Annotated in this window: 15 protein-coding genes; 7 read left to right on the top strand and 8 right to left on the bottom strand. The window is 70.6% G+C overall.

Going from position 1 to position 26,598, the window contains the following annotated elements:
- Together ACZ7D7_RS16030 and ACZ7D7_RS16025 are read right to left on the bottom strand one after the other, a co-directional pair.
- A complete protein-coding gene (locus ACZ7D7_RS16030; protein WP_470824900.1) occupies positions 1–1,506 on the bottom strand; it encodes an ABC transporter substrate-binding protein in 1,506 nt (501 codons plus the stop codon).
- Positions 1,503–2,075, bottom strand: coding sequence for a GNAT family N-acetyltransferase (locus tag ACZ7D7_RS16025; RefSeq protein ID WP_470824899.1), 573 nt, complete (start codon positions 2,073–2,075; stop codon positions 1,503–1,505). The genes ACZ7D7_RS16030 and ACZ7D7_RS16025 overlap by 4 nt, the downstream gene beginning before the upstream one ends.
- A 174-nt stretch (positions 2,076–2,249) precedes the next feature.
- Between ACZ7D7_RS16025 and ACZ7D7_RS16020 the strand changes: the two genes are divergently transcribed.
- The gene (locus tag ACZ7D7_RS16020; protein ID WP_470824898.1) at positions 2,250–3,209 is read left to right on the top strand and encodes an ATP-binding protein; all 960 of its coding nucleotides are present in this window, start codon (positions 2,250–2,252) and stop codon (positions 3,207–3,209) included.
- Positions 3,210–3,304: 95 nt separating this feature from the next.
- On the opposite strand, the gene ACZ7D7_RS16015 is transcribed toward ACZ7D7_RS16020, so the two are convergent.
- The 4 genes from ACZ7D7_RS16015 to ACZ7D7_RS16000 all read right to left on the bottom strand — a co-directional run bounded on the left by ACZ7D7_RS16015 (position 3,305) and on the right by ACZ7D7_RS16000 (position 14,192).
- The gene (locus tag ACZ7D7_RS16015) at positions 3,305–9,586 is read right to left on the bottom strand and encodes a DNA polymerase III subunit gamma/tau domain-containing protein (protein WP_470824897.1); all 6,282 of its coding nucleotides are present in this window, start codon (positions 9,584–9,586) and stop codon (positions 3,305–3,307) included.
- A gap of 158 nt (positions 9,587–9,744) precedes the next feature.
- Positions 9,745–12,012 carry a hypothetical protein gene (locus ACZ7D7_RS16010; protein ID WP_470824896.1) on the bottom strand — a complete coding sequence of 756 codons (2,268 nt, stop codon included), beginning with the start codon at positions 12,010–12,012 and terminating at the stop codon, positions 9,745–9,747.
- Between the two features lie 309 nt (positions 12,013–12,321).
- A complete protein-coding gene (locus tag ACZ7D7_RS16005; RefSeq protein WP_470824895.1) occupies positions 12,322–12,888 on the bottom strand; it encodes a hypothetical protein in 567 nt (188 codons plus the stop codon).
- A gap of 80 nt (positions 12,889–12,968) precedes the next feature.
- Positions 12,969–14,192, bottom strand: a complete 1,224-nt coding sequence (locus ACZ7D7_RS16000) for a DNA sulfur modification protein DndB (protein ID WP_470824894.1) — start codon at positions 14,190–14,192, stop codon at positions 12,969–12,971.
- A gap of 223 nt (positions 14,193–14,415) precedes the next feature.
- On the opposite strand from ACZ7D7_RS16000, the gene ACZ7D7_RS15995 reads away from it, so the two are divergent.
- The 4 genes from ACZ7D7_RS15995 (at position 14,416) to ACZ7D7_RS15980 (ending at position 23,194) form a co-directional block, all read left to right on the top strand.
- Positions 14,416–16,626, top strand: coding sequence for an N-6 DNA methylase (locus tag ACZ7D7_RS15995; protein WP_470824893.1), 2,211 nt, complete (start codon positions 14,416–14,418; stop codon positions 16,624–16,626).
- A 120-nt stretch (positions 16,627–16,746) separates the two neighbouring features.
- On the top strand, positions 16,747–18,738 hold the full coding sequence (locus ACZ7D7_RS15990; RefSeq protein WP_470824891.1) for a type I restriction-modification system subunit M: 1,992 nt from the start codon (positions 16,747–16,749) through the stop codon (positions 18,736–18,738).
- The gene (locus ACZ7D7_RS15985) at positions 18,735–20,012 is read left to right on the top strand and encodes a restriction endonuclease subunit S (RefSeq protein ID WP_470824890.1); all 1,278 of its coding nucleotides are present in this window, start codon (positions 18,735–18,737) and stop codon (positions 20,010–20,012) included. The genes ACZ7D7_RS15990 and ACZ7D7_RS15985 overlap by 4 nt, the downstream gene beginning before the upstream one ends.
- Positions 20,009–23,194: a type I restriction endonuclease subunit R gene (locus ACZ7D7_RS15980; protein ID WP_470824888.1), complete on the top strand. Its 3,186-nt coding sequence runs from the start codon at positions 20,009–20,011 to the stop codon at positions 23,192–23,194. Before ACZ7D7_RS15985 ends, ACZ7D7_RS15980 begins: the two co-directional genes overlap by 4 nt.
- Positions 23,195–23,242: 48 nt before the next feature.
- Here the strand turns inward: ACZ7D7_RS15980 and ACZ7D7_RS15975 are convergent, their stop codons facing one another.
- Together ACZ7D7_RS15975 and ACZ7D7_RS15970 are read right to left on the bottom strand one after the other, a co-directional pair.
- Positions 23,243–23,446 carry a DUF397 domain-containing protein gene (locus ACZ7D7_RS15975; protein ID WP_470824887.1) on the bottom strand — a complete coding sequence of 68 codons (204 nt, stop codon included), beginning with the start codon at positions 23,444–23,446 and terminating at the stop codon, positions 23,243–23,245.
- On the bottom strand, positions 23,443–24,267 hold the full coding sequence (locus tag ACZ7D7_RS15970; protein WP_470825332.1) for a helix-turn-helix domain-containing protein: 825 nt from the start codon (positions 24,265–24,267) through the stop codon (positions 23,443–23,445). The genes ACZ7D7_RS15975 and ACZ7D7_RS15970 overlap by 4 nt, the downstream gene beginning before the upstream one ends.
- A gap of 140 nt (positions 24,268–24,407) precedes the next feature.
- Here ACZ7D7_RS15970 and ACZ7D7_RS15965 point away from each other — a divergent pair, with 140 nt between their 5' ends.
- Both ACZ7D7_RS15965 and ACZ7D7_RS15960 read left to right on the top strand, forming a co-directional pair.
- The gene (locus tag ACZ7D7_RS15965; protein ID WP_470824886.1) at positions 24,408–24,914 is read left to right on the top strand and encodes an ATP-binding protein; all 507 of its coding nucleotides are present in this window, start codon (positions 24,408–24,410) and stop codon (positions 24,912–24,914) included.
- Positions 24,915–25,046: 132 nt separating this feature from the next.
- A complete protein-coding gene (locus ACZ7D7_RS15960) occupies positions 25,047–26,591 on the top strand; it encodes a serine/threonine-protein kinase (protein WP_470825331.1) in 1,545 nt (514 codons plus the stop codon).
- Positions 26,592–26,598 lie beyond the last annotated feature (7 nt).

Here is a 26,598-nt window from a genome sequence, read left to right as displayed (position 1 = left end):
TCAGCGCCGGGTGCCGGCGCCGACGAGGGTGCGCTCGTACGGGTCGAGCAGCACGCCGCGCACGGAGTCGGCGACGCCGGTGATGACGCGCTGGTGGACGAGCGGTACGACGGCGTCGGTGCCGAGGATCTTCGCCTCGGCGGCCATCGCGGCGTCCTGGCGCTTGCCGGGGTCGGCGGTGCGTTCGGCGGCGGCGACGGCGCGGTCGACGTCCTTGTCGCACAGCCGGGCGAGGTTGTAGTCGCCGTCGCAGGTGTGGTCGGAGGCGAGGACGGCCACGGGGTCGCCGGTGTCGATGAGGGTGTTGCGGGCGAGGACGACGGCGTCGAACTTCCCGGCGAGCGCGTCGCTTTCCATGCGCGCGTACTCCCGCACCTGGAGCGTGACCTCGAATCCGGCCCTCTCCAGTTGCTGCTTCACCACCTGGGCGACTTCGGGGAGTTCGGGCCGGTTGTCGTACGTCGCGAGGGTGAGGGCACGCCCCTGCGGCGCGGCGGCGCGCGAACGGCCGTCAGGGTTGCGGCGCTTGCTCTCGGCCCAGGTGACGGCGGGGCCGTAGATGCCGGTGCCGGGGTCGGCGTGCCCTTCGTAGACGCCGTCGGCGAGGGCATCGGGGTCGACGGCGGCGCGGGCGGCGGCGCGCAGGGCGGCGTTCTCGAAGGGTCCGGAGGAGGAGTTGAGGAGCAGGCTGGTGGTGCGCGTGGTGGCCGTCTCGCGCCGCGTCCCCTTGTCGAGGGAAGCGGCCTGGGCGACGGGTACGGCTTCGGCGATGTCGACCTCGCCGGTGCGCAGGGCGTTGGTGCGGGCGGTGCCGTCGGCGATGAAGCGGGCGTCGATGCCGGAGGCGTGGGCGCGTCCGCCCCAGTAGCCGTCGAACCGGGTGAGGCTGGCGGACGTGGTGCCGTTCACCTTGGTCAGCTCGAAGGGGCCGGTGGCGGCGCCGACGGGGTCGACGCGCTCCCCCTCGTAGGCCTTCTTGGCGAGGACGGCGAGGCCGGGACTGGCGAGCCGGAGTGGCAGGACGGGGTCGGGCGCCTCGGTGACGACCTCGACGACGCGCGCGCCATGGGCCTTGGCGGTGAGTGTCACACCGGTCAGGGCGGCGGGGACGGGCTTGGCCCGCGCGGCACGAGCGAGACAGGCGGCGACGGCACCGGCGGTGACGGGAGTGCCGTCGTGAAAGGCGGCGTCGCGCAAAGTGAACTCCCATTCTTTACCGCTCACTTGACGCCAGGAGGAGGCGAGCGCCGGGGTGGCGGCACCGTTGGCGTCGAGCCCGGTGAGCCCTTCGGTGACGCCGAGCCGGCTGAGGAGGGTGGCGTCGCCGCCGTACGGGGAGAGCCCTTCGGTGGGCGGGAAGGCGAGGGCGACGCGCAGGCGGGAGCCGTCGCCACGGCCGCCACCCGGAACGCTGTCACCGCCGGAGGCGAAGCAGCCGGCGAGGAGGGGCGCGGCGAAAAGGGCGGCGAGAGGGCGTCGGGCACGCGGTATCCGGGCGGGCTTCACCGGCCGACCCCCTCTGCACCGGCGTACGCGCCTTCCCTGACCAGGGGCAACTCGAAGTGCATGACGCCGTTCCCGCCTCCGGGGTCGTCCCGCTCGTCGTGGACCAGGTGGCCGAGGGTCCGCCAGAAGGCCTCGGCGCCGGGGACGGCGGGGTCGGTGTGCAGATACGCGGTGCGGTAACCGCCGTCGGCGGCGGCGAAGTCGAGGAGCGCGCGGACGAGACGGCGGGCGATGCCGTGCCGCCGGTGCTCGGGCCGGACGTAGATCCGCCGCAGTTGGGCGGTCGCGCCGGACGGGAAGCGCTCGGCGACCGTCAGGGGGTTCGGCGGATGCGCGGGCCCGCGCGAGTCGAGCGCGCCGGTGCCGACGACCGTGCCGTCCCGCTCGTCGACGGCGACGAGCAGGGTGTGCCGCGCCGGGACGAGGTAGGCGGAACCGGGGTCGACGATGTCGCCGTGCCAGTGGGGCACGTATCCGGTACCCAAGTCACGGTAGACGGTATCCAGCATGACGGCCCTGGCGCCGTCGAGGTCGTCCGGGATGGCAGTCCTGATGCAGTACTCACGCACTTGCACATCATATGCATTAACCCTGACCCGAAACGATCACCCCTCACACGGACCCGACCCCACCCACCGCTCCCACCCGGCACCACCCGGCCCCACTCGGCGAATTTGACACGCCACCCGCCACACCCCTACACCTACCCACATGACATTCATTTTCACCAATGGGGAGCGGTAGTGCGCGTCGCGTTCGTGGGCAAGGGCGGCAGCGGCAAGACCACGCTGTCGGCCCTCTTCTCCCGCCACTTGGCAGCCTCCGGCGCACCGGTCCTGGCCGTCGACGGCGACATCAACCAGCACCTGGCCGAGGCACTCGCCCCCGACGAGGAGCCCGTGCCGCCGGCGCCGCTCGGGGCGCACCTGGGTGAGATCAAGGACTTCCTGCGCGGCACGAACCCGCGCATCGCCTCGCGCGAGGCGATGACCAAGACGACGCCGCCGGGCCGCGGTTCACGGTTGTTACGGCTGCTGGGCGACGACGAACTGCACGCGCGGCACGTCGGCCACGCGGGCGGCGTGCCGCTGATGGTGACGGGCGAGTTCGAGGAGAGCGACCTGGGCGTCGCGTGCTACCACTCCAAGCTGGGCGGGGTGGAGCTGTACCTCGGGCATCTGGTCGACGGCCCCGGCGAATACGTGGTGGTCGACATGACGGCGGGCGCGGACGCGTTCGCGTCGGGCCTGTTCACACGGTTCGACATCACGTTCCTGGTGGCGGAACCGACGCGCAAGGGCGTGTCCGTCTACCGCCAGTACCGTGACCACGCAAGGGAGTTCGGCGTCCGGATCGCGGTCGTCGGGAACAAGGTCACGTGCGAGGACGACCTGCTGTTCCTCAAGGAGGAGGTCGGCGACGACCTCCTCACCCACCTGGTGCACTCCCCCTGGGTCCGCGCCGCGGAACGGGGCCGCCCGCAGGACGGCGGCCTCACGTCCCTGGAGGCCCACAACCGCCACGCCCTGAACATCCTGCGCGAGACGGTCGACGCCCACCCCCGCGACTGGGACCGCCTCCACGCCCACGCGGTCGAGTTCCACCTGCGCAACGCCCGGGCGTGGGCGAACGAGGCGACGGGGGTGGATCTGGCGGAGCAGGTGGATCCGGGGTTTGTGCCGGGGGTGATGGCGGTTGACTGACTTCCAGGTCACTCGTTGACGGTCCAGGCTGCTGTGTCGGAAGCCGGCGAAGGCCCCGCTTGGCCGGCCGGCCAAGCGGGGCCTCGTGGCATGCATCAACCGCGGAAGGCCACGCAGTCCCTGAGGAAGGGCTCCAGCCGCAGCACACAGCCGTCGCGATCGAAGACCTGAAGGGCGTCGAGACAGGCGACGATCCAGTGGGCCTCGTCCTCGTCGACCTCGCCGGCGAGGGCCACCACAGTCACCGCGCCCTCCCAGTCGAACGGGCCGTCCTGGAATTCGGCGGCCAGCGCCCGGTATCCGGCAGCGAGCAGCGGGTCCCCGAATACGCCTGTGGCATCGATGAACTCGCGGACCCTGACCCGGTCCGTGCGCAGACCGGCGAGGCGGCGCAGCACCTCGTCGGGGTCGCCCAGTTCGGTGTGCAGCCGGTGCGCCTCGTCCACCAGTAGCGGCCAGCCGCCGGTCAGCTCGTGGAGCCGGTCCAGGCGTTCCTCCGTGTGGAAGACCTGCACGCGCTGCACCCAGCCCCGCAGGCTGTTCCGGTCGTGGCGGCGCAGCACCACTGGGGCGGCCGAGGTGTGCTCGGTGCCGGTCAGCAGGGGGCGCCACAGGGCCAGTTGATCGGGTCCGGTGACGAGGACGACCGCACGGGTGACGCCGGGCGTGGCGGGCAGCATCGTGTCCGCCTGGTCGACGGCCTCCCTGCAGGTCTCGGACCGGACGGGGTCCCGGCGGTTGACGAAGTCGCTGATGACGACGCGTCGTTCGCGGGGGCGTCCACCGGTGAGTTCCTGCTTGTAGACGCTGGGCCTACCGATGGGCGGCAGGGTCCAGTCGGCTATGCCCGAGGTGAGGATTCGCAGGGTGTCGGTGACGGCGCCGACGCCGGTGGCCCCGGTACCGAGGACAACCCTCGTCTGGTTGGTGCGCCGGCCGAGGAGGTCGTCCAACTGGGCGTTGGTGAGAGGGGCGGGGCGACCGTCGGGCAGCTCCGGGCGGCCCTCCAGGACGAGGCTCTCCTGGAGTTCGCACTCGTCGTCGGCTCGGAGCAGCCGTGCCTCCACCTCGTCGGACGTGCCGATCATGCGCAGGGCGTTGGGGCCGCGCAGGTGCCAGCCCAGGCCGTCGTGGTTCGGGGCGAGGATGCCGAGGCCCACCATCTCGGAGAGGTAGGCGCGGAAGCCCTCGGTGTCGAGCTGCTCGAAGCCCTTGCGCCAGTACGTCTCGCACTCCTCGCGCAGCTCGGTGTCGCTCAGCCGTGCCTCCAGCCCGCGGTGGCGGGCGTGGTAGGCGAGCACGTTGGCGATCACGTCGTAGCGGTGGTCGAGGCTGAGGGTGTCCTTGAACGCCGCCGAGATGCTGTCCTTCAGGTCGGCGTCCGACTCCACCACTTCGATGTCGGCCTGCTCCACGTCGTACGGAGGGCCGTCGGCTCCGCGTCGTGTCCGTTTGCGGTGCATCACCTCGACCAGCCGGTGGCCGAACATCTGGAGCAGGAAGGGCTGGTAGGAGCAGTAGCCGAGCACGCGGTTGACCAGGTCCACGTCCCTGAACTCGAAACCGAGTGCCCGCATCGGGTCGACGAGCAGTTCGGCCGCGGACTGCGGGGCGAGCGGACCGATCACCGTCGGCGTCTGCGCGAGGTGGCCGAACGGCCCGTTGCTGGCGAGCTTCGAGAACCGCTGAACGGAGTGCAGACCGGCAAAGACGACCTTGGCGCGGTCCTTGGTGTCGTCACCGAGCCCCTTGAGCCGCTTCGTCTGGTTGAACCGGGGGGCGTCGGCTTCGAAGAACTGATCGCACTCGTCGAGCAGGATCAGCAGCCGGCGCAGCGGGTCCGCGTCGGTCCAGGCCCGGATTCCCGCGCGTACGCGGTCGGAGATGTCCTTGCCGGACGGCTTGCGGCCCTTCGGCGGGTCCAGTACCCGAGCCTCGGTGAGCTTGCGGTCCAGGACACTCCACAGCGCCTCCGGACCGAGGGAACTGCCCTTGCCGATGTTCTCCTGGTCGAGGTTCACGTACACGGCCTGGTGGTGGCCGGGGCGGAGCTTGGTGAACCGCTCCCCGGCGTCGGCGAGCAAGGCCGACTTGCCGAGGCCGCGGCCGCCGAAGATGACCTGGGTGCCGTGTGGCTTGATGATGTTGCTGCGTTCGGCGTCACGGCCGTAGAACATCTCGCCGCCGATCCGGCCGCGCTTCTCCCTGATGTACGGGTTGACGCCGGAGAACGGCAGTAGCGTCTCGGTCGCCGTGCTGACCTGCCGGTTGCCGCGCGCCGCGAGGTACGCGAGGGCGGCGTCGTCCGCGACCAGCAGCGGCTGGGACAACTTGTCCGCACCGACGGCGAGTTCGCTGCGGTCCTTGCGGCTCAGCGTACCGAAGTACAGCACGAGGAGACTCGTCCCGTTGGTCTCGCGCTCCGCCCTGCTCATGACGACCTTCGCCGGGGGCCGGCCCCAGACCATCATGACCCGAAGGTTGCCGCCTTGTTCCTGGATCTGGGAGCCGAACGCGGGCACCTTCGCCCTGCCGTTGATCTCCACGTCGGTCGCCTCGAACAGGCGGTATTCGCGTCGGTGTTGGGAGCGTTCGTCGAGCTGGCGGGCGCTCTTCGCGTCGTAGCCGAGAAGCTTGAGCAGGGGCGGCACCCTCCGGGTCGGCGCCACCTGGAGGCGCTCCTTCGGCTCCGCGGTGCCCAGTTCCCGCCACTCCTCGAGGACGTCCGCGGCCAGCGCCGCTTCTTCGCTGGACAGGCCGCCGTAGTCGAGGACCGGGATGGTGGGGTGCTTGCCGCCCGAGCGGACGAGTTCCACGAGTTCCCGGTCGATCCCGCCCGGCAGGCCGTCGGGCACCGCCGGGAAGAATTCCACCAGGTGCCGCTCCCCGTCCTCGATCTCGGGGACTTCCTCGCCGATCTCCAGGAAGTACACGAGGTCGGCGGCGGTGGCCAAGCCCCCGGTGTCGAGGTGGCGCAGCACTTGGGCGCGCTCCTCCTCCCTGACGTCCAGGGCATCGAGCCGGGCGCGGATCCGGTCGGCCGCCTGCCGTCGGAAGGCGGGGAGGTCGCCGCGGACGGTGTCCAGGGCGCGGCGCACGTCCCTCAGGTCGTGGGCGCCGGAGCCGTCGAGCCGTGCGTGGGCGTCGGCGAGTTGCTCCTGCAGGCGCAGGTCCTGGTCGTCGGTGACGGCGCCGTCTGCCTGCGCACGGTGCAGCTCGGCCAGCAACTCGTCGTGGTCGCGGCGCAGTTGGGTGCGCCGCTCGGTCTCTCGCCGGTCGATGTCGGCGAGCGTGGGCAGGGGCCTGTCATCGGCGCGCCCGGCAGGCAGCAGCCCTTGCTCGGCCAGGTCGACGAGAGTGCGGGCCGCCCGGAACGCGTCCCGGTCGAGCCGTTCCGTCAGGGCGTCATGCCAGGAGCGGTCGACCGCCGGGAGCAGCCGGTCGAGCGAGGGCTGTTCCCCGGGTGTGTCGCACACCTTCAGCAGCTCCGCGTCCAGCACGTCCTCCGGGGCGAGGGCCCTTCCCCCACGCGTGACCGGGGCTTCACCCGCCAGCAGTGCGAACAGTTCCTCCATCGAGGTGCGCGCCGCCCACGCCGTCGCCGCGGTCACGGCGTCCGCCCGGCGAGCCGACGGCTCCAGGAGCGCCAGCACGGCCTCCCGGCTGTCCAGCAGCGACTGGCGCAGGGCGGAAATCTCCTTCGCCGCCCGGTTGCCGTCGGAGCGGTCGGCGCGGCGGATGTCCTCGACGGCCAGGCACCACTCCTTGACGAGTGCGACGACCCGTTCCACGAGGTGTACCAGGTCCTGCCTGCCGGCACCCTGGAGCGGCTTGCCGCTCGACTTGCGGTGCTTGCGGTCCATGCGGTCGATCTCGTTGTTGATGTCGGCCAGCTTCGCCAGGCGGTCGGCCTGCTCCCTGGCCTGTGCCACGGCGGTGCGCCGGTCGTGCGTCACCGTCGTGAGCAGCGAGCCGAGCATCCCGTCGTCGGGTGCCAGCCAGTGCTTGGCAATCTCCGTCGCCCGGGCGAACCGCAGCCTCGGCGGCACGAGCAGGTCACGGCACTGCTCCCCCAGTTCCCGCAGCCGGACCTGGGCCGCCGAGGCATCCGGGGCCAACGGGGAGGCGACCAGCAGCGCGCCGCTGAGGGCCCGGTCGGCGACGGCGGTCGCCACCTCACCGAGCTGCTCCGGCAGCCGGGGTACGAGCGCCTTGAGCTGTGCGCCCGCAAGGTGGTCGCCCGTGATCAGAGCAGTCCGCAACAGGGCGGGGAGCAGGAGCAATTCGCTGCCCTCGGCCTCCGCGCCCGCGTAACCGCCGTACTGCTGCAGCAGGTCCGTGGTCAGCCGGGCGCTCCGGCTGTCACTGGACGCCAGCAGCGCGGCGGCGCCGGCCAGACGCAGGGCCGCCACCTGCGGTTCCGGGTGCGCGGCGGCGCGCGCCACGTGGTGTGCGAGCCCGAAGCGCCGTTCGACGATCAGCCGGGCCAGGGCGTGCTCGGCGGCGGTGGCGGTGTCGTCGACCTCGTCCTCGGGGGTCGCGTGGTTGTGGTGCTCGTCGCCGGTCCGAGCGGGCGTGTTCTCGTCGCAGGAGGACACGGGCACCGACTCGGCCCTGGCCGACGGGGTCGCGGGCCTCGGGTCGGTGTCGGCGGTGTGCGGCGGACGCAGCGGAGTGAGGCGGCCGGCGGTCTCGGCCGACGGAGGTGCCGCGGGCGCCGGGACCGCCGGAGCGGCGGGGGCGGTCCGGGCCTCGGCGGCCTGGGCGTCCGCACCGTCCACAACGGCGGGTGCGGTCGGCATGGTGGTGACCTGCGGAACCGGCGGCAGGTACGCCGCTGTCCCGTCGGCTCGGGCCCCCTGCGCCGGAAGCGCGGTGGCCGACGAAGCCTCGTCGGCCGGTTCCTGCCCCCGGGCGGGGTCGGGCGGCTCGCCGAGCTCGTAAGCCCTGTCCTGGGGGGCAAGGGCCTGCTCACCGTCGCCGTCCTCCGCGACGGTGGTGGCGTCGGCGCCGTCCGTCGACGAGCCCTCGGTCTGCTCGTTGCCTTCGTGCCTCGCACCGGGCTCGGAGATCTCGCGGGCCTCGGGCGGCAGCGTCAGTTCGTGCGGCATGACCACGGCCATGGCGCAGGCCGGCAGTACCTGGACGATCTGCGGCTGCAGGGCCAGGATCTCCGCCGCGGCTTCCGGCCGCCGGCCCAGCCGGATCAGCCGCGCCAGGGCAACGAGCGCAGCGCTCTCCTGCCGTTGCGTCTCTTCCCACACCGGCCGGTCCAGCAGGTGGCTCGCCGCCTCGCGAACGGCCTCGGCGGCGAGGGCGGCCGGGCTGTCCGGACGGCAGTCCACGCCCAGCAGGTCGCGCAGGGTCTGCCGCGACACGAGGTCCTGCTCCCGTGCCGCCCGGTGGGCCCGCGCGGCGCGCGCCATGTCCTCCAGGCGTCGGGCAACGCCGTGGATGCCGGCCTTCCGCAACACCGCGTCGGCATCGGCGAATGCGGCACCCAGGGTGGCCAGTTCGGCCACGTCCTCGTCCTCTGGAGGGCGGCCGTCGGCGACCGCTTCGGTCACGTTCGCCGTGGCCCTCCGGGCCTTCTCCAATGCCGCCTCCACCTGTCGGCATGCGCCCTCGGGGTCCGGCGTCGGCTCCTCGTCGTCCGTGTCCGTCCCGCCGGCGTCGGCGGCTGTCCCGGGCGGGGCGCCGGTGGTGTTGACATCCAGCGGCGGTGCATCGCCGCGCCCCGCCTGGGGCGCGTCGGGCGCGGGCGGCCCCTGGGCGCCCTCGGTGTCCTGCGGGGCCCGCGCGTCGTGCGCGGCCACGACGGCCCGCGCCGCGTCGGTGACGGCGGCGAACCGGGCCTCTTCCTCCTCGCGTGCCGCGGCCCCGAACCAGTCGTGCTCCGCCGCCCACAACCATATGCGTGCGTCGGCGACCGAGGCGTTGCACCAGGTGAAGACCGAGGCGCGGACCAGGCCCTCGCCCCACCGGGAGACGGCGTCGGACGCCGCTGCGCCGTCCCCCGTCAGGACGCACGCGACCACGTGGTCCCTCACCGTGCAGGTGAGGTCCTTGACCCCGCAGACGCAGTCGTGGTCCCGCCATTCCCGCCCCAACCTGGCGAGTACGTCTTCGCACAGGGCTCTGCCCGCCCGTCGTGGTGCGGCGATGCGGATGCCGAGGCGGGTCAGCAGCCTCTGCCGGTCCTTGGGCGGCAGGGAGTTGAACGCCAGCTCGACTTGTCCGGCCGTGAGATCGCTCAGGGCGGCGCCTGCCGGATGCTCCAGGGCGTTGAGTGCGGCGGCGAGATCGTCGAGTTCCTTCCTCAACATGTTGGACGCGGACGACGGTGGCCCCGGGATGACGCGGAAGCGGTCCTGCATGGACGCGTACTCCGTTTCTCTTGCGGTGGTGAGGTCCCCTGTAGGGGCCTCGGTGAGGAGGGCGTGGGCCGAGACCGGAGGCGAGGGCGGACGGTGGGAGGAGGCCGAAGGCCCGATACGCGTCCAAGCCGGCGGCCGGTTGGACCTGCCGCTACGGCTCAGGTGCCGCGCGTGTGCTCGGTGACGAACGTGTAGCCGTCGGGGAGTTCCCAGCTGTCCGCCTTGCCGAGCCGGCGGCAGTGCTCGCGGAAGGCGGCGCGCTGGGCGTCGCTCGGCGACCGGCCGGGAAGCAGTCGACGCAGGTGGCCGGGGACGTACTGCAGACGCATCGGCTCCATGGCCGGGCCTGTTCCGCCCCAGGGACGGATCTCACGGATCGTGGCCGGCCGGTAGGCGATGAGCGGGATACGACGTTCCCCCGGCCGGGCTGGGTAGTGCGGCCGGCCCATAACGTCACGACTGCCGACGGCTGGTTCGAGCCGTCCCTCGGCGAGGAGTTCGTCCGCCGCAGCGTCGAGCGCCGTGGCCTGGGAGCGCGCCGGCCACTGTCCGTACACGGCGACGGGCAGGCCCGCCCTGTCGAGCAGCGCGTGCCCGTCGAGCGTGAGGAGTCCGCAGCGCCGTACCACCCGCAGGACGAGTTGCCGGGGCGTGAGACCCGCGGCCGAGTCGCCGTTGCGGTCGCTGCCCGGAACGTCCTCGCGTGTGAGGACCAGCGGGTCGTAGCAGTGGTCCGTCGTACGGTCCCCGATCCGTGCCCGGTGGTCGAGCCGCACCGTGCTGACGCTGATCGTCCGACTGCCCCGCGCCCAGCGCGCCTCGAGCAGCAGGCCGGGGAAGAAGTCCGCGGGCCAGACGATTCCCGCCACCCGGCCCGTGCCGTCGGCGAGTTCCGCGACGACCTCCTGGACCGCCTCGTCTTTTTCCAACAGGCCCCCGGGATGGGTGAGTTCCAGTTTCAGTACGGCCTGTCGCCCGTGCACGTCGCGGAGTTCGTCACTGACGAGCGAATGCAGGGGCAGACGGCCGTCGATGAGGTGGGCCAGGCGCAAGGGCTGGCGCCAGACGACCTCGCCGCCGCTGCGCAACAGCTCGGCCGGCCCAAGGTCCTCGTCGTCCTTCAGGGTCCCGTCCTGCGGCTGCAGCTCCGGCTCGGGCTCCGGCTCGGGCTCCGGCTCGGGCTCGGGCTCGGGCTCGGGTGAGTGTGCTGGTGCCAGGGTCGCGGCCCAGCCCCGACCCGCGGGCACCAGCGGTTCTACCGGGTCCTCCAGGTCTCCCGGGTGGTGCGAGCGCCAGACGCCTCCGCTCTCGAAGGCGTCGTCGAGGGTCACCCGGGTGCCGTTGGCGAACAGCCCCTGTTCGCTGTCGCGCTGGACGACGTCCGCCAGGGTCAGGTTGGCGCGGCACACGGCGGCCGCGTAGTCCATGCCCCGGAGCAGTTCCGCTGCACCGGGGAAGGCCCGCAGCCGGGGCCCGACAGCCGTGTACACGGTGACGGCGGAGGCCACCCCGTGCCGGCGCTTCGGCGGCACGGCGGCCCGTTCCACGGCCGCCGCGAGACTCCGCATGTCGTCGCCGCCGAGCGGACCGGTGTCGCGCCAGCGGGCCGCGAGGGACTCGCGGGTCACGGCGTACGGCCCCCACATGCGCAGCCGGTCGCTGGTGGCGAGCACCTGACGCACGGTGTCGAGGACTCGGAGAAGCCCGGTGCGCAGGGTCTCGTCGTCCGTCCCGCCCACGAGCGCGGGCAGGGAGACGGGCACAAGAGGGCTCAGCAACTGCGGCCGCGCGGTGGTCAGCAGATGGTCGGCGTAGGCCTCTGTGTCGCCACGACGGGCCGCCTCGTGCGAGGCGTGGCGGGCCTCGACGACCACGTGCCCGTCCTCGTTGATCCAGCGCTGGTGGCTACGCAGCCGCTGCAACTGCACGGGTGTCAGGCTCAGTCCCGGCCCGAAGGCGTGCGGGTCCGGCACGAGAAGTTCACGGCGCGGTGGGGCGTCGTCCGAACAGGGCCGCCCCGGGCCATCGGCGCCCGCCGGCGCCCCCGACACCCAGCCGGGCACCTCGCCCAGTTCCCCGATGGCGGGGTGGGCCCCCTCTTTGTAGACGATCTCGGCGAAGACGGGGTCGGAGCCCGTGGCTATGCGCACCATCGCGCCCACGGGCAGCGCGTCGATACGCTCGCCGAGCGTGACTTCGGGAAAGTCGTCCGGGTTCAGCGGGCTACGCCCGTACCCCTCGCCACCAAGGTCGTACCCGAAGTAGAGGGCGTTGAAGGCGACGGCGACGTGCACGGGCGCGCGGCGCAGAGCGACGACGGCCTCCAAGTACTTCCGCACGCCGACCAGTTCCTCTACCGAAGGCCGCGTGCCGTCCCGCACCATCGCGGATGTGAGCAGGGGCTGCTCGCCGTACGGGTCCCCCACCTCGGCGGCGACCTGCGGCGGTTGCGTTCCTCCAGCCCCGGCACCCCCGCCCCCGGCCGTTCCCCCGGCCCGCGAATTCCTTGCGTCCCCACCCATGCTGCCTCCAGCGCGCCGCACGTCGTTCTCTCTCACCTGCGGCCCCTTGCGCAGGCTATGCGCGTATCGATCCACCCGACCATGCTTTTGTCACATTCACGATCACGAACGGGGGCGCTCGGAACACTGAGCGCCCCTGTCGCGCTCCCCCGCGCAACGCCCGCCCACCTACCTGCGCCGTTGCGCCCTCGAAGTGCGTGGGTCGCGCCCGGCTCACTCCACTCGCTTCCACTCCTCGCACCGGTTCGTCTTGAAGTATTCGCCGGAGTTAAGGGTCACGCGGCCCGGCCCCTGGAGGTTGTTGTTGGCGATGATGGAACCGAACTCGCCGCTGGCGTCCTTGGCCCGCTCCCAGTAGCAGCCGAACTCGCCCTCAGGGCCGGACGTCTTGTAGGTGCCCGCCTTGATGTCCTCACCGACGAGGTACTCGCCCTCGCCGGAGAAGCTGGTGGCGGGGCCGGGCTTCGCGGTCTTCTTCGGCTTGGCGGTGACGGTCTCGCGCACCGTCTCGGTGACCGTGGGCGCGGGGTCGCTCTCCTCCTCGGTGGTCTGCGTGACGGTGACGGTGGGCGCCGGTCCGCTCTTGGTGTCGGCGGTGTCGGAGCCGCTCGCGTCGCCGGCGCCGATGCCGGCCCCGACGAGGAGGGACACGAGCGAGACGGCGCCGTAGACGATCCAGGTCTTGCGGCGGCTCTGCGGCCGGAGCGGGGGCGGTGGGGTGCCCCACGTGGTGGCCTGGGGCTGCGGGCCGTTCTGAGGCTCGGGGTGGGGAGTGGTCATGATAGGGCTCCTGCGTCTGGTGGCTGATTGTCGAAAGTCACGGGTGAGCAGTCGGCGAGAGCTTCCGGCCTGCGGGCCTGTCAGCCCCGCAGACCTCGGATGCGACGCCCGGTCTCGGTCGCCGGGTAGAGGATCGCGTCGGCGACCCGGCCGCCGGAGTCCTTCACGCCGCCACTGAAGTTGAGGCGGCCGGAGGCGCCGGCCTTGGCCGCGATGCCGCCCCAGTACGCCGCCTCGCGCTCCCAGCGGATGTCGGCGAGCAGCCGGCTCAGCGCCTCGGCGTCGAGCGCGCGGTCGCTCCAGGGCGTGGCGTGGTGGACGGCGATGCCGACGCCCGCGAGGACGGCCGGCGCGGTGAGCGCGCTGCGGCTCGCGAAGTGCGGGAAGTGGTCGGTGACGACGCGGGACAGGAGCTGGACGACGACGGTCTCGACCTCGTCGGGCCGCGCGCCGTCGGGCAGTTCGTCCTCGTGGACGGTCTCGGCGGAGCGGGCGAGGCCCTGGCGCCCGTAGATGGCGGTGACGACGAGGGCGCGCAGCGCGGAGAGCGTGACGACCTCGCGGTCGCTCCGGGACACCTGCCGCTTGCTGGCGTTGACGAGCTTCGCGAACGGCACGCGCTTGTCGTCGAGTTCGACCTTGACGGAGTCAGCGAGCCGGTGGGCGAGCCGGGTGCCGAAGTCGCGCTGGTCCATCGACATGGCGAGGTTCTTGGCGACGGCGACGCCCTGGACGTTGCGGTCGTAGAAGATCTGCCGGGCGTCGGCGGGCGCGAGGTCGACGTACAGCTCGAACGGGACGCGGACACGGGCGAGTTCGGCGTGGGTCAGGCCGTAGTCCTCCGGGTCGTCGTAGAGGTCGTGCCAGGCGGTGGTCTGGGTCTCGCCGTCGATGGCGACGACCATGGCGCCGGGCGCGACGGTGAGCGTGCGCAGTCCGGTGCCGGGGAGCAGCTCGTCTCCGAGTCCGGCGAGTTCGCCGGCGTGCCAAAGGGTGACCGGTGGCGTGGACCAGCCGGCACCGAGGTCGCCCTTGAGGCCGTCGGCGATGTACTCGGCGTACGGCCGGACGTTCTTGCCCTTCTGCGACTTCAGGGTCCGCTGGACGGTGGCGCGCAGTTCGGCATGGCGCCGGACGAGCCCGCCGGCGGCCGTGAGTCGCTTCGGGTCCTCCTGCGTCCGCGGCGACGGCACGAGCTGGACGAGCGCGGGCACCGACATGGTCCCGATGACCGCGTCGTCACGGAACGGCATGACGGTGAGCTGGATTCCTTCGACGACAGCGGTCGGCATGGTGAGCCGCATGGGTCCCCTCCCAGTGGTGATCACGTCGGCACCCCCGCAGTCCCGGTGCGACAGGGCGGACGCGGGACGGGCACGACTAAGGAGCGCTCCCACCGGTGGACGTTCACCGTCGGAAGCATCTCCAGATAAGCATGGCACTGAAAGCATCGTCAAACGCCTTGACGGATTTGACGGGTGCTGTAGGTTGTTAACCGTTCGCTACTGAGAGGCTCAGGATCCCGTGATGCCCCAGCCGTCCGCCCAGGTGACCGCCGCCGAGATCTCCCGCATCGCGGGAGTCACCCGCGCCACCGTCAGCAATTGGCGCCGTCGGCACGACGACTTCCCGGCGCCGTCGGGCGGCACGGACAGCAGCCCCTTGTACGACCTGGAGGAGGTCCGCGCCTGGCTCGCGGCGCGCGGACAGGCAGCGGCAGCCAACCCTGCCGAGGAGCTGCGCACGGTGCTGCGATTGCGCGCACAGACCGGCACATCCGGCGCGTCCAGTGCGTCTGGTGCGTCCGGCGCCTCCGACCTGCTCGCCTTCGTCCTCGCGGCGGCCCGCCGCACCCCGGACGACCTCACGGCGCTCACCCACCTCCCGGACGCGGAGCTCGCGCAGAGCGCCACCACCGCGGTCGCCACCGTCGCCGATGTCGTCCCCCCGGCAGGCACCGGGCGCTTCACTCCCGACGACGGTCCGGTGCTGCGCGCGCTGCTGCACTGCGTACGCGACGAGGGCGGCGAGGCGGCGCTGGCGGTCCTGGCGGAACGGGAGCTGGAGGACAGCGCGGCGTCCGGCACGTACCGCACCCCGGAACCGCTCGCCGATCTCATGGCCCGTCTGCTCCCCGGCTCCCCCGCGCGTGTCCTCGACCCGGCGTGCGGCAGCGGCAGCCTGCTGGCGGCGGCCGCTCGGCGCGGCGCGAGCGCGCTGTACGGCCAGGACGCCGTCCCCGTGCAGGCGCGGCGCAGCGCGGTGAGCCTCACACTGACCGCGCACGGGGCCAAGGCGGTCGCGGTCCGCACCGGTGACAGCCTCCGCGCCGACGCCTTCCCCGACCTCCTCGCCGACGCGGTGCTGTGCAACCCGCCCTACGGCGACCGCGACTGGGGCCACGACGAACTGGCCTACGACCCGCGCTGGGCGTACGGCGTCCCGGCCCGCGCCGAGTCTGAACTCGCCTGGGTGCAGCACGCGTTGGCCCACCTGGAGCCGGGCGGCCACGCGGTCCTGCTGTTGCCCCCGGCGACGGCGACGCGCGCCTCGGGCCGCCGGGTCCGCGCGGAACTGGTCCGTAGCGGCGCCCTGCGCGCGGTGCTGGCGCTGCCGCCGGGCGCGGCGACACCGCTCCACATCGGCCTGCACCTCTGGGTGCTGCAACGCCCCGAGCCGGGCGGCGCGGAACGCAAGTCGGTGCTGTTCGTGGACACGACGGACACGGGCGCCGCACATGGCCCGGAGGTGCCGACAGGTACAACACCGTCCCGTACGAGAGGCGCGGGGCGCTCGGCATCACCGGCCTGGCCGGCGCTGAGTGAGCGGGCGGTCGCCGAGTGGACGGCATTCGCCGCGGACCCGGACGGCTTCGAGGGCGAGCCGGGTATCTCGCGCGCGGTGACGGTCGTCGACCTCCTGGACGACGTCGTCGACCTCACCCCGACCCGGCATGTCCGTGCCTCTCGGGCCGACGTAGACCCGGACGAGCTGTCGGCGGAGGTCGAGGAGGCCCGCCGCAAGCTGGTGACCGCGGCGAAGTCCCTGGACCGGGCGGGCCAGAACGCCGAGTGGACCCCGGCAGCACCGGCGGCCCGGGAGTGGCGCACGGCAACGGCCTCGGACCTGGCGAGGGGCGGCGCGCTGACACTCCTGCGGACGGTCCCCGAAACCCCGAAACGCACGGGAGCCGACGGCGGCACGACACCGACAGACGCCCGCCCGGTACTCACGGGCTCCGACATCGCCCGCGGCACCGGCCCGACCGGCGACCCGGGGGAACTGCGCAGCGAGGCGCCGATCGTCATCACCGCCGGGGACGTCCTGGTGCGGTCGGTCGCGAGCGACGGCGGCGCGATGGCACGGGTCGCCGGCGAGGAGGAGTCCGGCGCGCTGCTCGGCCTGCACGTCCACCTGTTCCGTCCAGACCCGGCCCGTCTGGACCCGTGGTTCCTGGCCGGCTTCCTCGGTGCGGCGGACAACATCGCGGGCGCGTCCACGGGCAGCTCGGTGCTGCACATCAGCCCGGGGCGACTGAGGGTCCCACTGCTGCCGCTGGAGGAGCAACGGCGGTACGGGGAGGCGTTCCGGCGGGTGCACGAGCTGCGCGTGGAAGCGCAGCGGGCGGGGCGGCTGGCTGAGGAGACGGCGCGGCTGCTGGCGAGCGGCCTCACGGGAGGGCAACTGCTGCCGACGGCCGGCGCGGCCAGGTCAACAAGACGTCACACATCTTCATAGGCGGAATTTGCCCCTTCGGGGCGTCCGGCCTTCACACATCGACCACACTTGTCTCCTCGTCGGTCCGCGTTCGATGCGGCACGGCGGCGGGACGGTACGGAAGGAACTCGGGGAATCCCTTTGAACAGCAGTAAGCACACGGAGTTGGCGAACAACGCGTGGTCAGTCGCTAACCTCCTGCGCGGCGACTACAAGCAATCCGACTACGGCAAGGTCATCCTGCCGTTCACGGTGCTGCGCCGCCTGGAGTGCGTCCTGGAGCCGACGCGCGCGAAGGTCGCGGAGCTGGCCAAGCAGTACGAGGAGAGCGGAATCGATCCCGACCTCTTCCTGCGGCGGGCCTCGGGCCACTCGTTCTACAACAGGTCCGGCCTGACCCTGAAGAAGATCGCCGCGGACCCGCAGAACGCGGCGAAGAACCTTCAGGTGTACATCGGGCAGTTCTCGGACAACGCGCGCAGTGTGCTGGAGCGCTTCGATTTCGGGCAGCAGGTCAAGCGACTCGAAGGCACCGGCCTGCTCTACGAGGTCATCGGCCGGTTCACGGATCTCGACCTGCACCCCGACGCCGTGCCCAACCACAACATGGGTTACATCTTCGAGGAGTTGATCCGCCGTTTCGCGGAGCAGTCCAACGAGACGGCCGGTGAGCACTTCACCCCGCGTGAGGTCATCAAGCTCATGGTGAACCTCCTCATCGCGCCGGACGGCGACGCGCTGACCCTGCCGGGTGTGGTGCGCACGGTCATGGACCCGGCGTGCGGTACGGGCGGCATGCTGTCGGCGGCCGAGGAGCACATCAAGTCGCTGAACCGGGACGCCACCGTCGAGGTGTACGGGCAGGAGCTCAACCCCGAGTCGTGGGCGATCTGCCGGGCCGACCTGATGATCAAGGGCCAGAACCCGGAGAACATCGCCTTCGGCAACTCCTTCTCCGACGACGGTCACGCGCGGCAAAAGTTCGACTACCTGCTGGCCAACCCGCCGTTCGGCGTGGAGTGGAAGAAGGTCAAGGACGAGGTCGAGCACGAGTTCAAGGCGCTCGGCGAGGCCGGCAGGTTCGGTGCGGGGCTGCCGCGCATCAACGACGGTTCGCTGCTGTTCCTCCAGCACATGATCTCGAAGATGAAGCCGGTCGATGTGAACGGCGAGGGCGGCTCCCGCGTCGCGATCGTCTTCAACGGCTCGCCGTTGTTCACGGGCGCGGCGGGCTCGGGCGAGTCCGAGATCCGGCGCTGGATCCTGGAGAACGACTGGCTGGAGGGCATCGTCGCCCTGCCGGACCAGCTCTTCTACAACACCGGTATCTCGACGTACTTCTGGATCCTCACGAACCGGAAGGACAGGGCCCACAAGGGCAAGGTCGTCCTGCTGGACGCACGCGACCAGTGGCAGAAGATGCGGAAGTCGCTGGGCGACAAGCGCAAGGAGCTGGGCCAGGAGCACATCGCGACGATCACGCGTCTGTACGGGGAGGCGCTCCAGGCCGCGGAGAACGCGGAGCACCCGCTGCACGGCAAGGTGAAGATTTTCCCCAACAAGGCCTTCGGCTACCAGCGGATCACCGTCGAGCGTCCGCTGAAGCTGCGGTTCAAGGTGACGGAGGAGACGCTGGCGGCGCTGGCTGCGGCGAAGCCGGTGCAGAAGCTGGAGCAGTCGGAGGAGTTCGTGGCGGCGGTACGTACGCTGCTGGGCTCGTCGTGGGGGACGAAGTCGGAGGCGTTCGTCGCGCTCAAGGACGCCGTGGTCGAGGCCGGGCTGATGTGGCCGGCGGGGGCACCGTTCGCGAAGGCGGTACGCGAGACGATCGGCGTGCGGGACCCGGAGGGCGAGGTCCAGCGGGTCAAGGGCGAGCCGGAGCCGGACGCGGAGCTGCGGGACTACGAGAACGTGCCGCTGGGTGAGGACGTCGAGGAGTACCTGAAGAGGGAGGTCCACCCGTTCGTGCCGGACGCGTGGATCGACCACAGCAAGACGAAGGTTGGGTACGAGATCCCGTTCACGCGGCACTTCTACGTGTACGAGCCGCCGAGGCCGTTGGCGGAAATTGACGCGGAGCTGAAGGCGCTTGAGGCGGAGATTCAAGGGCTGTTGGGAGAGGTGACGGAATGACGGAGAACAGGATTCCGTACGGAAGGGCTCTGCCCGACACGTGGACCGCGGTACCACTCAAATACCTAGCTACCCTGACCAACGGTTACGTCTTCACCTCTAGCGCCCGAAGCGAGACCGGTACGCCGATCATCCGGATCGAAAACCTCAACGGATCGCCGCGATTCAACCTCTCCGAACTCAACCTTCCAAGCAAATATCAGGTTGACTTCGGAGATTTGCTATTCTCCTGGTCTGGGAACCCCGGAACATCGTTCGGACCCTATCGGTGGAATAAATCCGGTAACTATTACCTAAATCAACACATCTTCAAAGTAGGTGTTTTCGGATGCGACCCTCGGTGGCTCTACTGGGCGCTTAAGGCAGCTACTCATTGGATTGAGCGCGAGCTCACCAGCGGCATGATCGGAATGGTGCATATCACCAAGGACGATCTGTCTGGTGTACCTATCCCGGTGCCGCCAATCGAGGCACAGCGCCGGATCGCCAACTCCCTCGAAGCCGAGACCTCCCGTATCGATAGGCTTATTTCGCTACAGCGCCGCTCCCTTGATCTGCTCGATGAACGCGACAACGCTTTGCGCGATCAGCTCCTGGATCAGCTGTCCACTACTACCGGCCTTGCTCCCTTGCGTCGTTTCACGACTCGCATTGAGCAAGGCGCGAGCCCTCAATGTGACGCCATTTCTCGGCTAGGCACACAGGAATGGGGCGTCCTGAAGCTGAGCGCTGTCAAACGTGGAAAGTTTGATCCCGCCGAGAACAAGCGCCTACCTGACGACGTTCCGGCGCCACGAGGCCTGGAGGTTCGCCCCGGCGATCTCCTAGTCACTCGCGCCAACACTCCACGGCTTGTCGGGGACGTGGCGGTAGCCAACGAGCATTGTGAGCGACTACTGCTCCCGGATCTGATCTACCGAGTGGGACTGCTGGAGAATGTTCGGGCCGAGTTCATCGCCGCAGCTGCCCTCGGACGCCGAATTCGCTCGCAAATTGAGGCAGTCGCCCGGGGTTCCTCCCAATCCATGGTGAAACTTCGAGGCGAAGACATTAAGGCATGGCCCATCCCGCGAGCGACGCCTCGGCAGCAGGACGACCTGGTCGCAGAGCTACGCGCTGGCACAGCATCGACCGAGCATCTCCGTGACCTCGTACGAAGGCAGCTCACTTTGCTAGCTGAACGCCGCCAAGCCCTCATCACCGCCGCCGTAACCGGCCAGTTCGACGTAAGCACCGCCAGCGGGCGCAACGTGACGGACGGAGTCAGCGCATGAGTCCCGTGCACGACGAGAAGTCGTTCGGCACCGCCATAGTCGCCGCCCTCCGCGAGCGAGGTTGGCGAGAGGCGCGGCCCGAGGACTACCGGGCCGACCTCGGCCTCGACACCAACGAGTTGTTCACCTTCATCGGCGAGACCCAGGCCGACGAATGGCACGACCTCCTCACCGTCTACGGCGGTGACCCCAACGAGGCTCAGCGCGGGTTCGCCCAGCGCCTCGACCGGGCCATCGCCGAAGACGGGCTCCTCAACGTCCTCCGCAACGGTGTCAAGGACCGCGGAGTCCGCCTCCGCGTGGCCTACTTCAAGCCAAACCTCGTCGCCGACGACACCGTCCTCGACGGCTACCGAGCCAACCGCCTGACCGTCGTCCGGGAACTCCCCTACGCCACCAAGCAGGCCGACTGGGGACACAAGCTCGACCTGACCCTGTTCCTGAACGGCATCCCGGTCGCCACGGCCGAGCTCAAGAACCCGCTCACAGGACAGGGCGTCGAGCACGCCAAGGAGCAGTACCGCACGGACCGCGACCCAACAGAACTGATCTTCACCCGGCGAGTCATCGCCAACTTCGCCGTGGACCCGGACCTCGTCTTCGTCACCACACAACTCCGCGGCAAGAGCACCCAGTTCCTCCCCTTCAACACCGGCTCCAATGGCCCCGGCCGGCCCGGCGGCGCAGGCAACCCCGCGCCCACGGTCTACGGGACCTACGCCACCTCCTACCTCTGGGAACAGGTCTTGGAGCGCGAGAACTGGCTCGACCTCCTCCAGCGCTTCGCGCACCAGCAGAAGCACAAGACCCCCGGCGGCGGCACCACCAAGTCGACGATCTTCCCCCGCTACCACCAGTGGGACGTCGTCAAGAAGCTCACCGCGCACGCGGCAGTGCACGGCGCGGGCCAGAACTACCTGATCATGGCCTCCGCCGGCTCCGGAAAGTCGAACACCATCGGCTGGCTCGCCCACCGCCTCAGCGACCTCCACGCCGACCGCGACCCGCGAGTCCTGGACCCCGAGGCCGTCGCAGGGGGCCGGATAACTCCGGGCGCTCCCGTCTTCGACAAGGTCATCGTCATCACTGACCGCCGCAACCTGGACGCCCAGCTCCGGGAGACTGTCGGCAGTTTCTCGCAGACGGACGGCCTGGTCGTGAAGGTCGACGAGAAGCACGGCGCCAAGAGCGAACAGCTCGCCCGCGCCCTCTCCCGCGACACCGGCAAGATCGTCACTGTCACCCTGCACTCGTTCCCGGCACTCCTCGACTACATCAAGCGCAACCCGACCGAGATCAAGGGCACCCGGTTCGCGATCGTCGTCGACGAAGCGCACTCGTCCCAGTCCGGCGACGCCGCGACCGCCGTGAAGTCCGCCCTGCGAGACCTCGGCCTGGACTCGGACTCCGACGACGCCGGCGCGACCGCCGTCACCGTGGACGAGAAGCTGAAGGCCAAGGCCGTCGAACGGTCCCGCGCCGGCAATCTCTCCTACTTCGCCTTCACCGCCACCCCGAAGGCGAAGACCCTCGAACTCTTCGGCACCGAGAGCATCGAGAACGGCAAGCCCGTCTACCGCCCCTTCCACACGTACTCCATGCGGCAGGCCATCGAGGAGGGCTTCATCCTCGACCCGCTGCGCAACTACGTCACGTACAACACGTACTGGAAGCTGGTGAACCAGAACCCGGACGAGAAGGAGGTCGACCCCTCCAAGGCCAACAGTCTGCTCGCTCGGTTCGCGCTCACGCACGAGTCCACCGTGTCCCAGCACGCCCAGGTGATCGTGGAGCACTTCGTCGCCCACACCCGCGGCCGGCTCGGCGGGCGGGCCAAGGCAATGGTGGTGACAGCCTCCCGACAGTCTGCCGCCGAGATGGCGCGGGCGATCCGGAGTTACATCAAGGACCGCGACTACGACACCAAGTACCCGGACCTCGGTGTCCTCGTCGCCTTCTCCGGTTCCCTCACCATCGACGACGAGGAGACCACCGAGAGCAAGGAGAACGGCGGACTCCCCGAGAGCGCGCTGCCGAAGGCTTTCGCCTACACCCGCGCCGACGACAAGGCCGTCAAGGCAGGCGGCCGTGCCCAGCAGCAGGAGTACCGGATCCTCGTCGTCGCCGAGAAGTACCAGACCGGCTTCGACCAGCCGCTGTTGACGACGATGTACGTGAACAAGACGCTCACCGGCATCGCCGCCGTCCAGACGCTCTCGCGCCTCAACCGCACCGCTGAGCGCAAGACGCAGGCCGACCTCGCCGTCCTCGACTTCGTCAACGACGCCGAGGACATAAAGGACGCCTTCCGCCCGTACTTCGAGGAGGCGAACACCCTCCCGTCCGACCCCAACCTGCTCTACACGGCCCAGAGTCGCGTGATGTCCGCGCCGATCGTCTCCGAGCAGGACATGGACGAGTTCGCCGCCGCGTACTTCGAGGCGAAGGAGAAAGCGGGCGGCTCCCAGGCCAAGTGGGAGAAGCTGCACGCCGAGTTGTACCGGCTGCTCTCCCCCGCCGTGGCGCGCTTCACCACGCTGCTGGACAGCGAGGAGGAGGACGACGTCGAGGCCGCGGAGGAGTTCCGCTCCCACCTCAACGACTACGTCCGCAAGTACGGCTTCCTCGCGCAGATCGTCCCCTACCACGACCCCGAGTTGGAACGGCTGTACCTGTACGGTCGCTACCTGCTCAACCGCCTTCCGCGGCGCGCCGACGGCGGCGTCGACATAGGGGAGGTCGACCTCAGTCACCTCCGCGTCGAGAAGACCGGCGAGCACGACGTGTCCCTCAGCCCGGAAGGGTCGGCCGAGCTCAAGGGCTTCGGTGACGGCGTCGGCGGCGCGAAGGAGGCGGAGAAGTCCCTGCTGTCCGAACTGATCGACCGGTTCAACGCCAAGTTCGGCACGGAGTTCACCGAGGAGGACGTCCTCGCCCCCTTCAACGCCACCAAGGACGACCCGAAGGTCCGAGCGGCCGCCGTCGTCAACGACGAGGACAACTTCGCCATCGTCTTCGACAAGAAGTTCGAAGAGAACATGATGGACCACGTCACGACCATCGACACGCTCGGCAAGCGGTACTTCGGTCCCGACCGCGACTTCAAGTCCAACCTCGACCGCAGTGCGCGGCGCGCGGCATGGCGGATGATCCGGGCGGAGGAAGGGCTGGACGACTTCTGACACGCTTCGGGGCCCGGCGTTTCCGTCGGGCCCCGAAGGATCGGACGATCAGTGGCCGGCCGCGAGCCGCACGAAGTCGGCCCAGGCGTCCGGGCCGACGGTGAGTATGGCGTCGCCCGGGCGCTTGGAGTCGCGGACGAGTACGGCACCCGTGGCCTCGGCCACCTCGACGCACTCGCCGCCTTCTCCACTGCTGTAGCTGCTCTTGAACCAAGCCGGCTCGGGGAACGGCTCGTTCGCGCGATGAGTCATGTCTCTCCCAGGAGTCCCTCGACAAAGGCCAGCGATTCTCGCGGAGTCAGAGCCTGCGCCCTCAGGATGCCGTACTGCTCCTCGGCGTCCCGCACCTCCACGCGCTCGGTGTAGAGGCGACTGGTCCGCTGGACTTCCACGTACGCCATCCTCCGTCCGTCACCGTTCTCGATCAAGGTGAACGGTCCGGCCAACCCGCAATGTTCCGCGACCTCGTTGGGCATGACCTGGATTTCCACGTTGCGCCGCCTGCCGTGCAACAGAATTTGCTCCAACTGTCCACGCAGTACCGAGAGCCCGCCGATGGGCCGCCGCAGCACGGGCTCCTCGATGACGAAGCTCACCGTGGGCAGCGGCTTGCGGGAGAAGATCTCCTGCCGGGCCATGCGGGCTCCCACCCTCTGTTCGACAGTCTCCTCGTCCAGCAGCGGACGTCGCATCCTGAACACAGCCCGCGCGTAGTCCTCGGTCTGGAGCAGTCCGGGAATGGCGAGCGCGCCGTAAACGTGGAGTGTGACCGCCTCGGCCTCCAGCCGCGCCATGTCCCGGAAGAACGCCGGGTACTGGGCCCGCGACACTTCCTCCTTCAGCGCCATGAGGACACCACCCGCAGACAGCACCTCGTCGGCGCGTTCGATGAACCGCGGCTGCGGAATACGCCGGCCCTGCTCGAACGAAGCCACAGACTCCGCCGAGTACCCGACCCGCCTACCGAACTCCGTCCGGTCCAGCCCCGCCCGCGTCCGCAACAGCTTCAGTTGCCGCCCGAACGCCAGCACCACCCCCGAACTCGGCTCGTCCTCCTGCCTCCGCTCATGCACCTCGTCGACGTCCCTCACGGGCACCGCTCCCTCACCCCGCCGTACCTCCTCGTACAAGGGCGACACGCACCACGTACGAACGCCTCGCGTCAGCGCGTCACCTCTGGTCACGCTACGCCACGAGACGCCACTGTGAGTGCATGAACAGCACAGAACTACCCGTACCGGTGCGTGACTTCGCGATGCGGTTCACGTCGACCGCGCGCGGCGCCCGCCTCGCCCGGCGCCTGTGCGGCGAACGCCTGCACGCGTGGGGCGTCCCGCACAGCAGTGACGCGCACGACGTCCTGACGCTCATCGCCGCCGAGTTGTGCGCCAACGCCGTACGGCACGGACACGTCCCCGGCCGGGACTTCTACTTCCGGGTGACGGTCACGCCGCCCGCACTCGTCGACGACGGCACGACGACCGTCCGTATCGAGGTGACCGACACCCGCGGCGAACGCCTCCCCGTGCGGCAGCAGGCGCCCAGCCCGGCCGAGCCCTCGGCGCCGTACCGTGTCGGAGGCCGGGGCCTGATGCTCGTCGAGGCCCTGGCCGACCGCTGGGGCTGGACGCCGCGCGCGGATGCCCCCGGCAAGACGGTGTGGGCGGAGTACACGGTCACCCGGCCGAAACCCGACGAGGAGCCCGGCACGCCCCACTGATCGGCTGGACGGCGCCTTGGTTCAGCCGGAAAACTGATCCCCTGACGACGGCCGCTGCTCGACGGGGGAAAGGTGCCGGACAGACCGATCGCGGGGCGCTACGAACTGCTCGAACAGCTCGGCCAGGGCGGCATGGGGGACGTGTGGCGCGGCTACGACGCCGTGCTGGACCGGCCCGTGGCCGTGAAGCGGATCCTGCCGCAGGCCGTGCCGACACCGGCGATGGCGGAGGAGTTCGCCAAGCGGTTCAAGCGCGAGGCGCGGATCACGGCCCGTATCCAGCACCCCGGCGTGCCGCAGGTGTTCGACGCGGTGCTGGACCAGTCGTTCGACCATCTGTATCTGGTGATGGAGCTGGTCGACGGTATACCGCTCACCGCCTACGTGCACCCCGACCGTCCGCTCCCGGTCAGCTGGGCAGTGGCCGTGGCGGCGCAGGTCGCCACGGTGCTGTCGTACGCGCACGACGTGCCGGTCGTGCACCGTGACCTGAAGCCGAGCAACATCCTGGTCGCCCGGGACGGCACCGTGAAAGTCCTGGACTTCGGGGTAGCGGCGATCCTGCGGACCGACGTCACGAAGCTGACGGCGACCGGTACGCCGATCGGGACGTACCAGTACATGGCGCCGGAACAGGTGCGCGGCGGACGCGTGACGCCGCGCACCGACCTGTATGCCCTTGGCTGCGTACTGCACGAACTGCTCTGTGGGAGGCCTCTGTTCAGCGGGGACAGCGAGTTCCAGCTGATGAACCAGCACATCAACGCGGCCCCCACGCCGCTACGCAGTTTGCGGGCGGAGGTGCCGTCGGCGCTGGAGGAGCTGGTGCTGCACCTGCTGCGGAAGGCACCCGAGGCCCGGCCGGTGGACGTGCAGGAGGTCTACGACCGGCTCGCGCCGCATCTTCCCGCGCCGGGCGAGCAGGTCGCTCCGGGCGAGGCCGGTCCCACCGGCGCTCCCGATCCGACCGGGGTGTTCCGGCGCCCGTTCGCGCCGCGGGCCCGCTCCGGGGGTGGAGTGCGTGCCGTGCCGAGCGGGGAACCCGCGGTGCCCGCCGAGGCCGCGCCCGTCGTCGGGGCCGGTGAACGGGAGGTGCTGCGGGCGCAGCTGCGGGAGGTGAACGAGCACTATCTCGCGCTGATGGAGGAGGAGCGGTACGCGCAGGCCGCCGAGGTCGTCGGCGAACTCGTGGAGCCGCTGGCCCGGGCCCTGGGCGCCGACAACAAGGCGGTGCTGCGGCTGCGCAGGCGGCGGGCCGTGAGCCGGCAGCTCGCCGGCGACCACCGCGCGGCGCTTCCCGAGTTCGAGGCGCTGGCGGACGCGTACGCCCGCACCTTGGGGCCGACCAGCGAGGATGCGCTGGGCTGCCGGGCGCAGGCGGCGCGCTGCCGTGGCGAGTTGGGACAGGTCACGGATGCGCTGGCGGGGCTGCGGAGCGTGCTGGAGGCGGTGCGGGTCGTCGGCGGGGACGTCAGCGAGGACGCGGTGGAACTGCGGCGCGACATCGGCATGTTGCTGCTCGCGCAGCAGCGGCCCGCGGAGGCGCTGGCGGTGCTCGGTCCGCTGTACGACGACCTGTGTGTGGTGTTCGGGCCGGACGACGAGCTGACCGCCGAGGTGGCCCAGACGCTGGCCGTGATCCGTCTGGATCTCGACGAGTCGTCGTCCGACGGCTGATCGGCGA

Source organism: Streptomyces sp. NPDC037054 (genome assembly GCF_055606745.1).
This window is presented reverse-complemented; position numbering and strand designations above follow the sequence as displayed.

What these genes read in the sequence shown, in the direction of transcription:
- ACZ7D7_RS15985 (WP_470824890.1), top strand. Translation starts at nt 18,735, where the DNA reads ATGACGGAGAACAGGATTCCGTACGGAAGGGCTCTGCCCGACACGTGG.
- ACZ7D7_RS16005 (WP_470824895.1), bottom strand. Translation starts at nt 12,888, where the DNA reads ATGACCACTCCCCACCCCGAGCCTCAGAACGGCCCGCAGCCCCAGGCC.
- ACZ7D7_RS15995 (WP_470824893.1), top strand. Translation starts at nt 14,416, where the DNA reads ATGCCCCAGCCGTCCGCCCAGGTGACCGCCGCCGAGATCTCCCGCATC.
- ACZ7D7_RS15980 (WP_470824888.1), top strand. Translation starts at nt 20,009, where the DNA reads ATGAGTCCCGTGCACGACGAGAAGTCGTTCGGCACCGCCATAGTCGCC.
- ACZ7D7_RS15960 (WP_470825331.1), top strand. Translation starts at nt 25,047, where the DNA reads ATGGGGGACGTGTGGCGCGGCTACGACGCCGTGCTGGACCGGCCCGTG.
- ACZ7D7_RS15975 (WP_470824887.1), bottom strand. Translation starts at nt 23,446, where the DNA reads ATGACTCATCGCGCGAACGAGCCGTTCCCCGAGCCGGCTTGGTTCAAG.
- ACZ7D7_RS15965 (WP_470824886.1), top strand. Translation starts at nt 24,408, where the DNA reads ATGAACAGCACAGAACTACCCGTACCGGTGCGTGACTTCGCGATGCGG.
- ACZ7D7_RS16015 (WP_470824897.1), bottom strand. Translation starts at nt 9,586, where the DNA reads ATGCAGGACCGCTTCCGCGTCATCCCGGGGCCACCGTCGTCCGCGTCC.
- ACZ7D7_RS16000 (WP_470824894.1), bottom strand. Translation starts at nt 14,192, where the DNA reads ATGCGGCTCACCATGCCGACCGCTGTCGTCGAAGGAATCCAGCTCACC.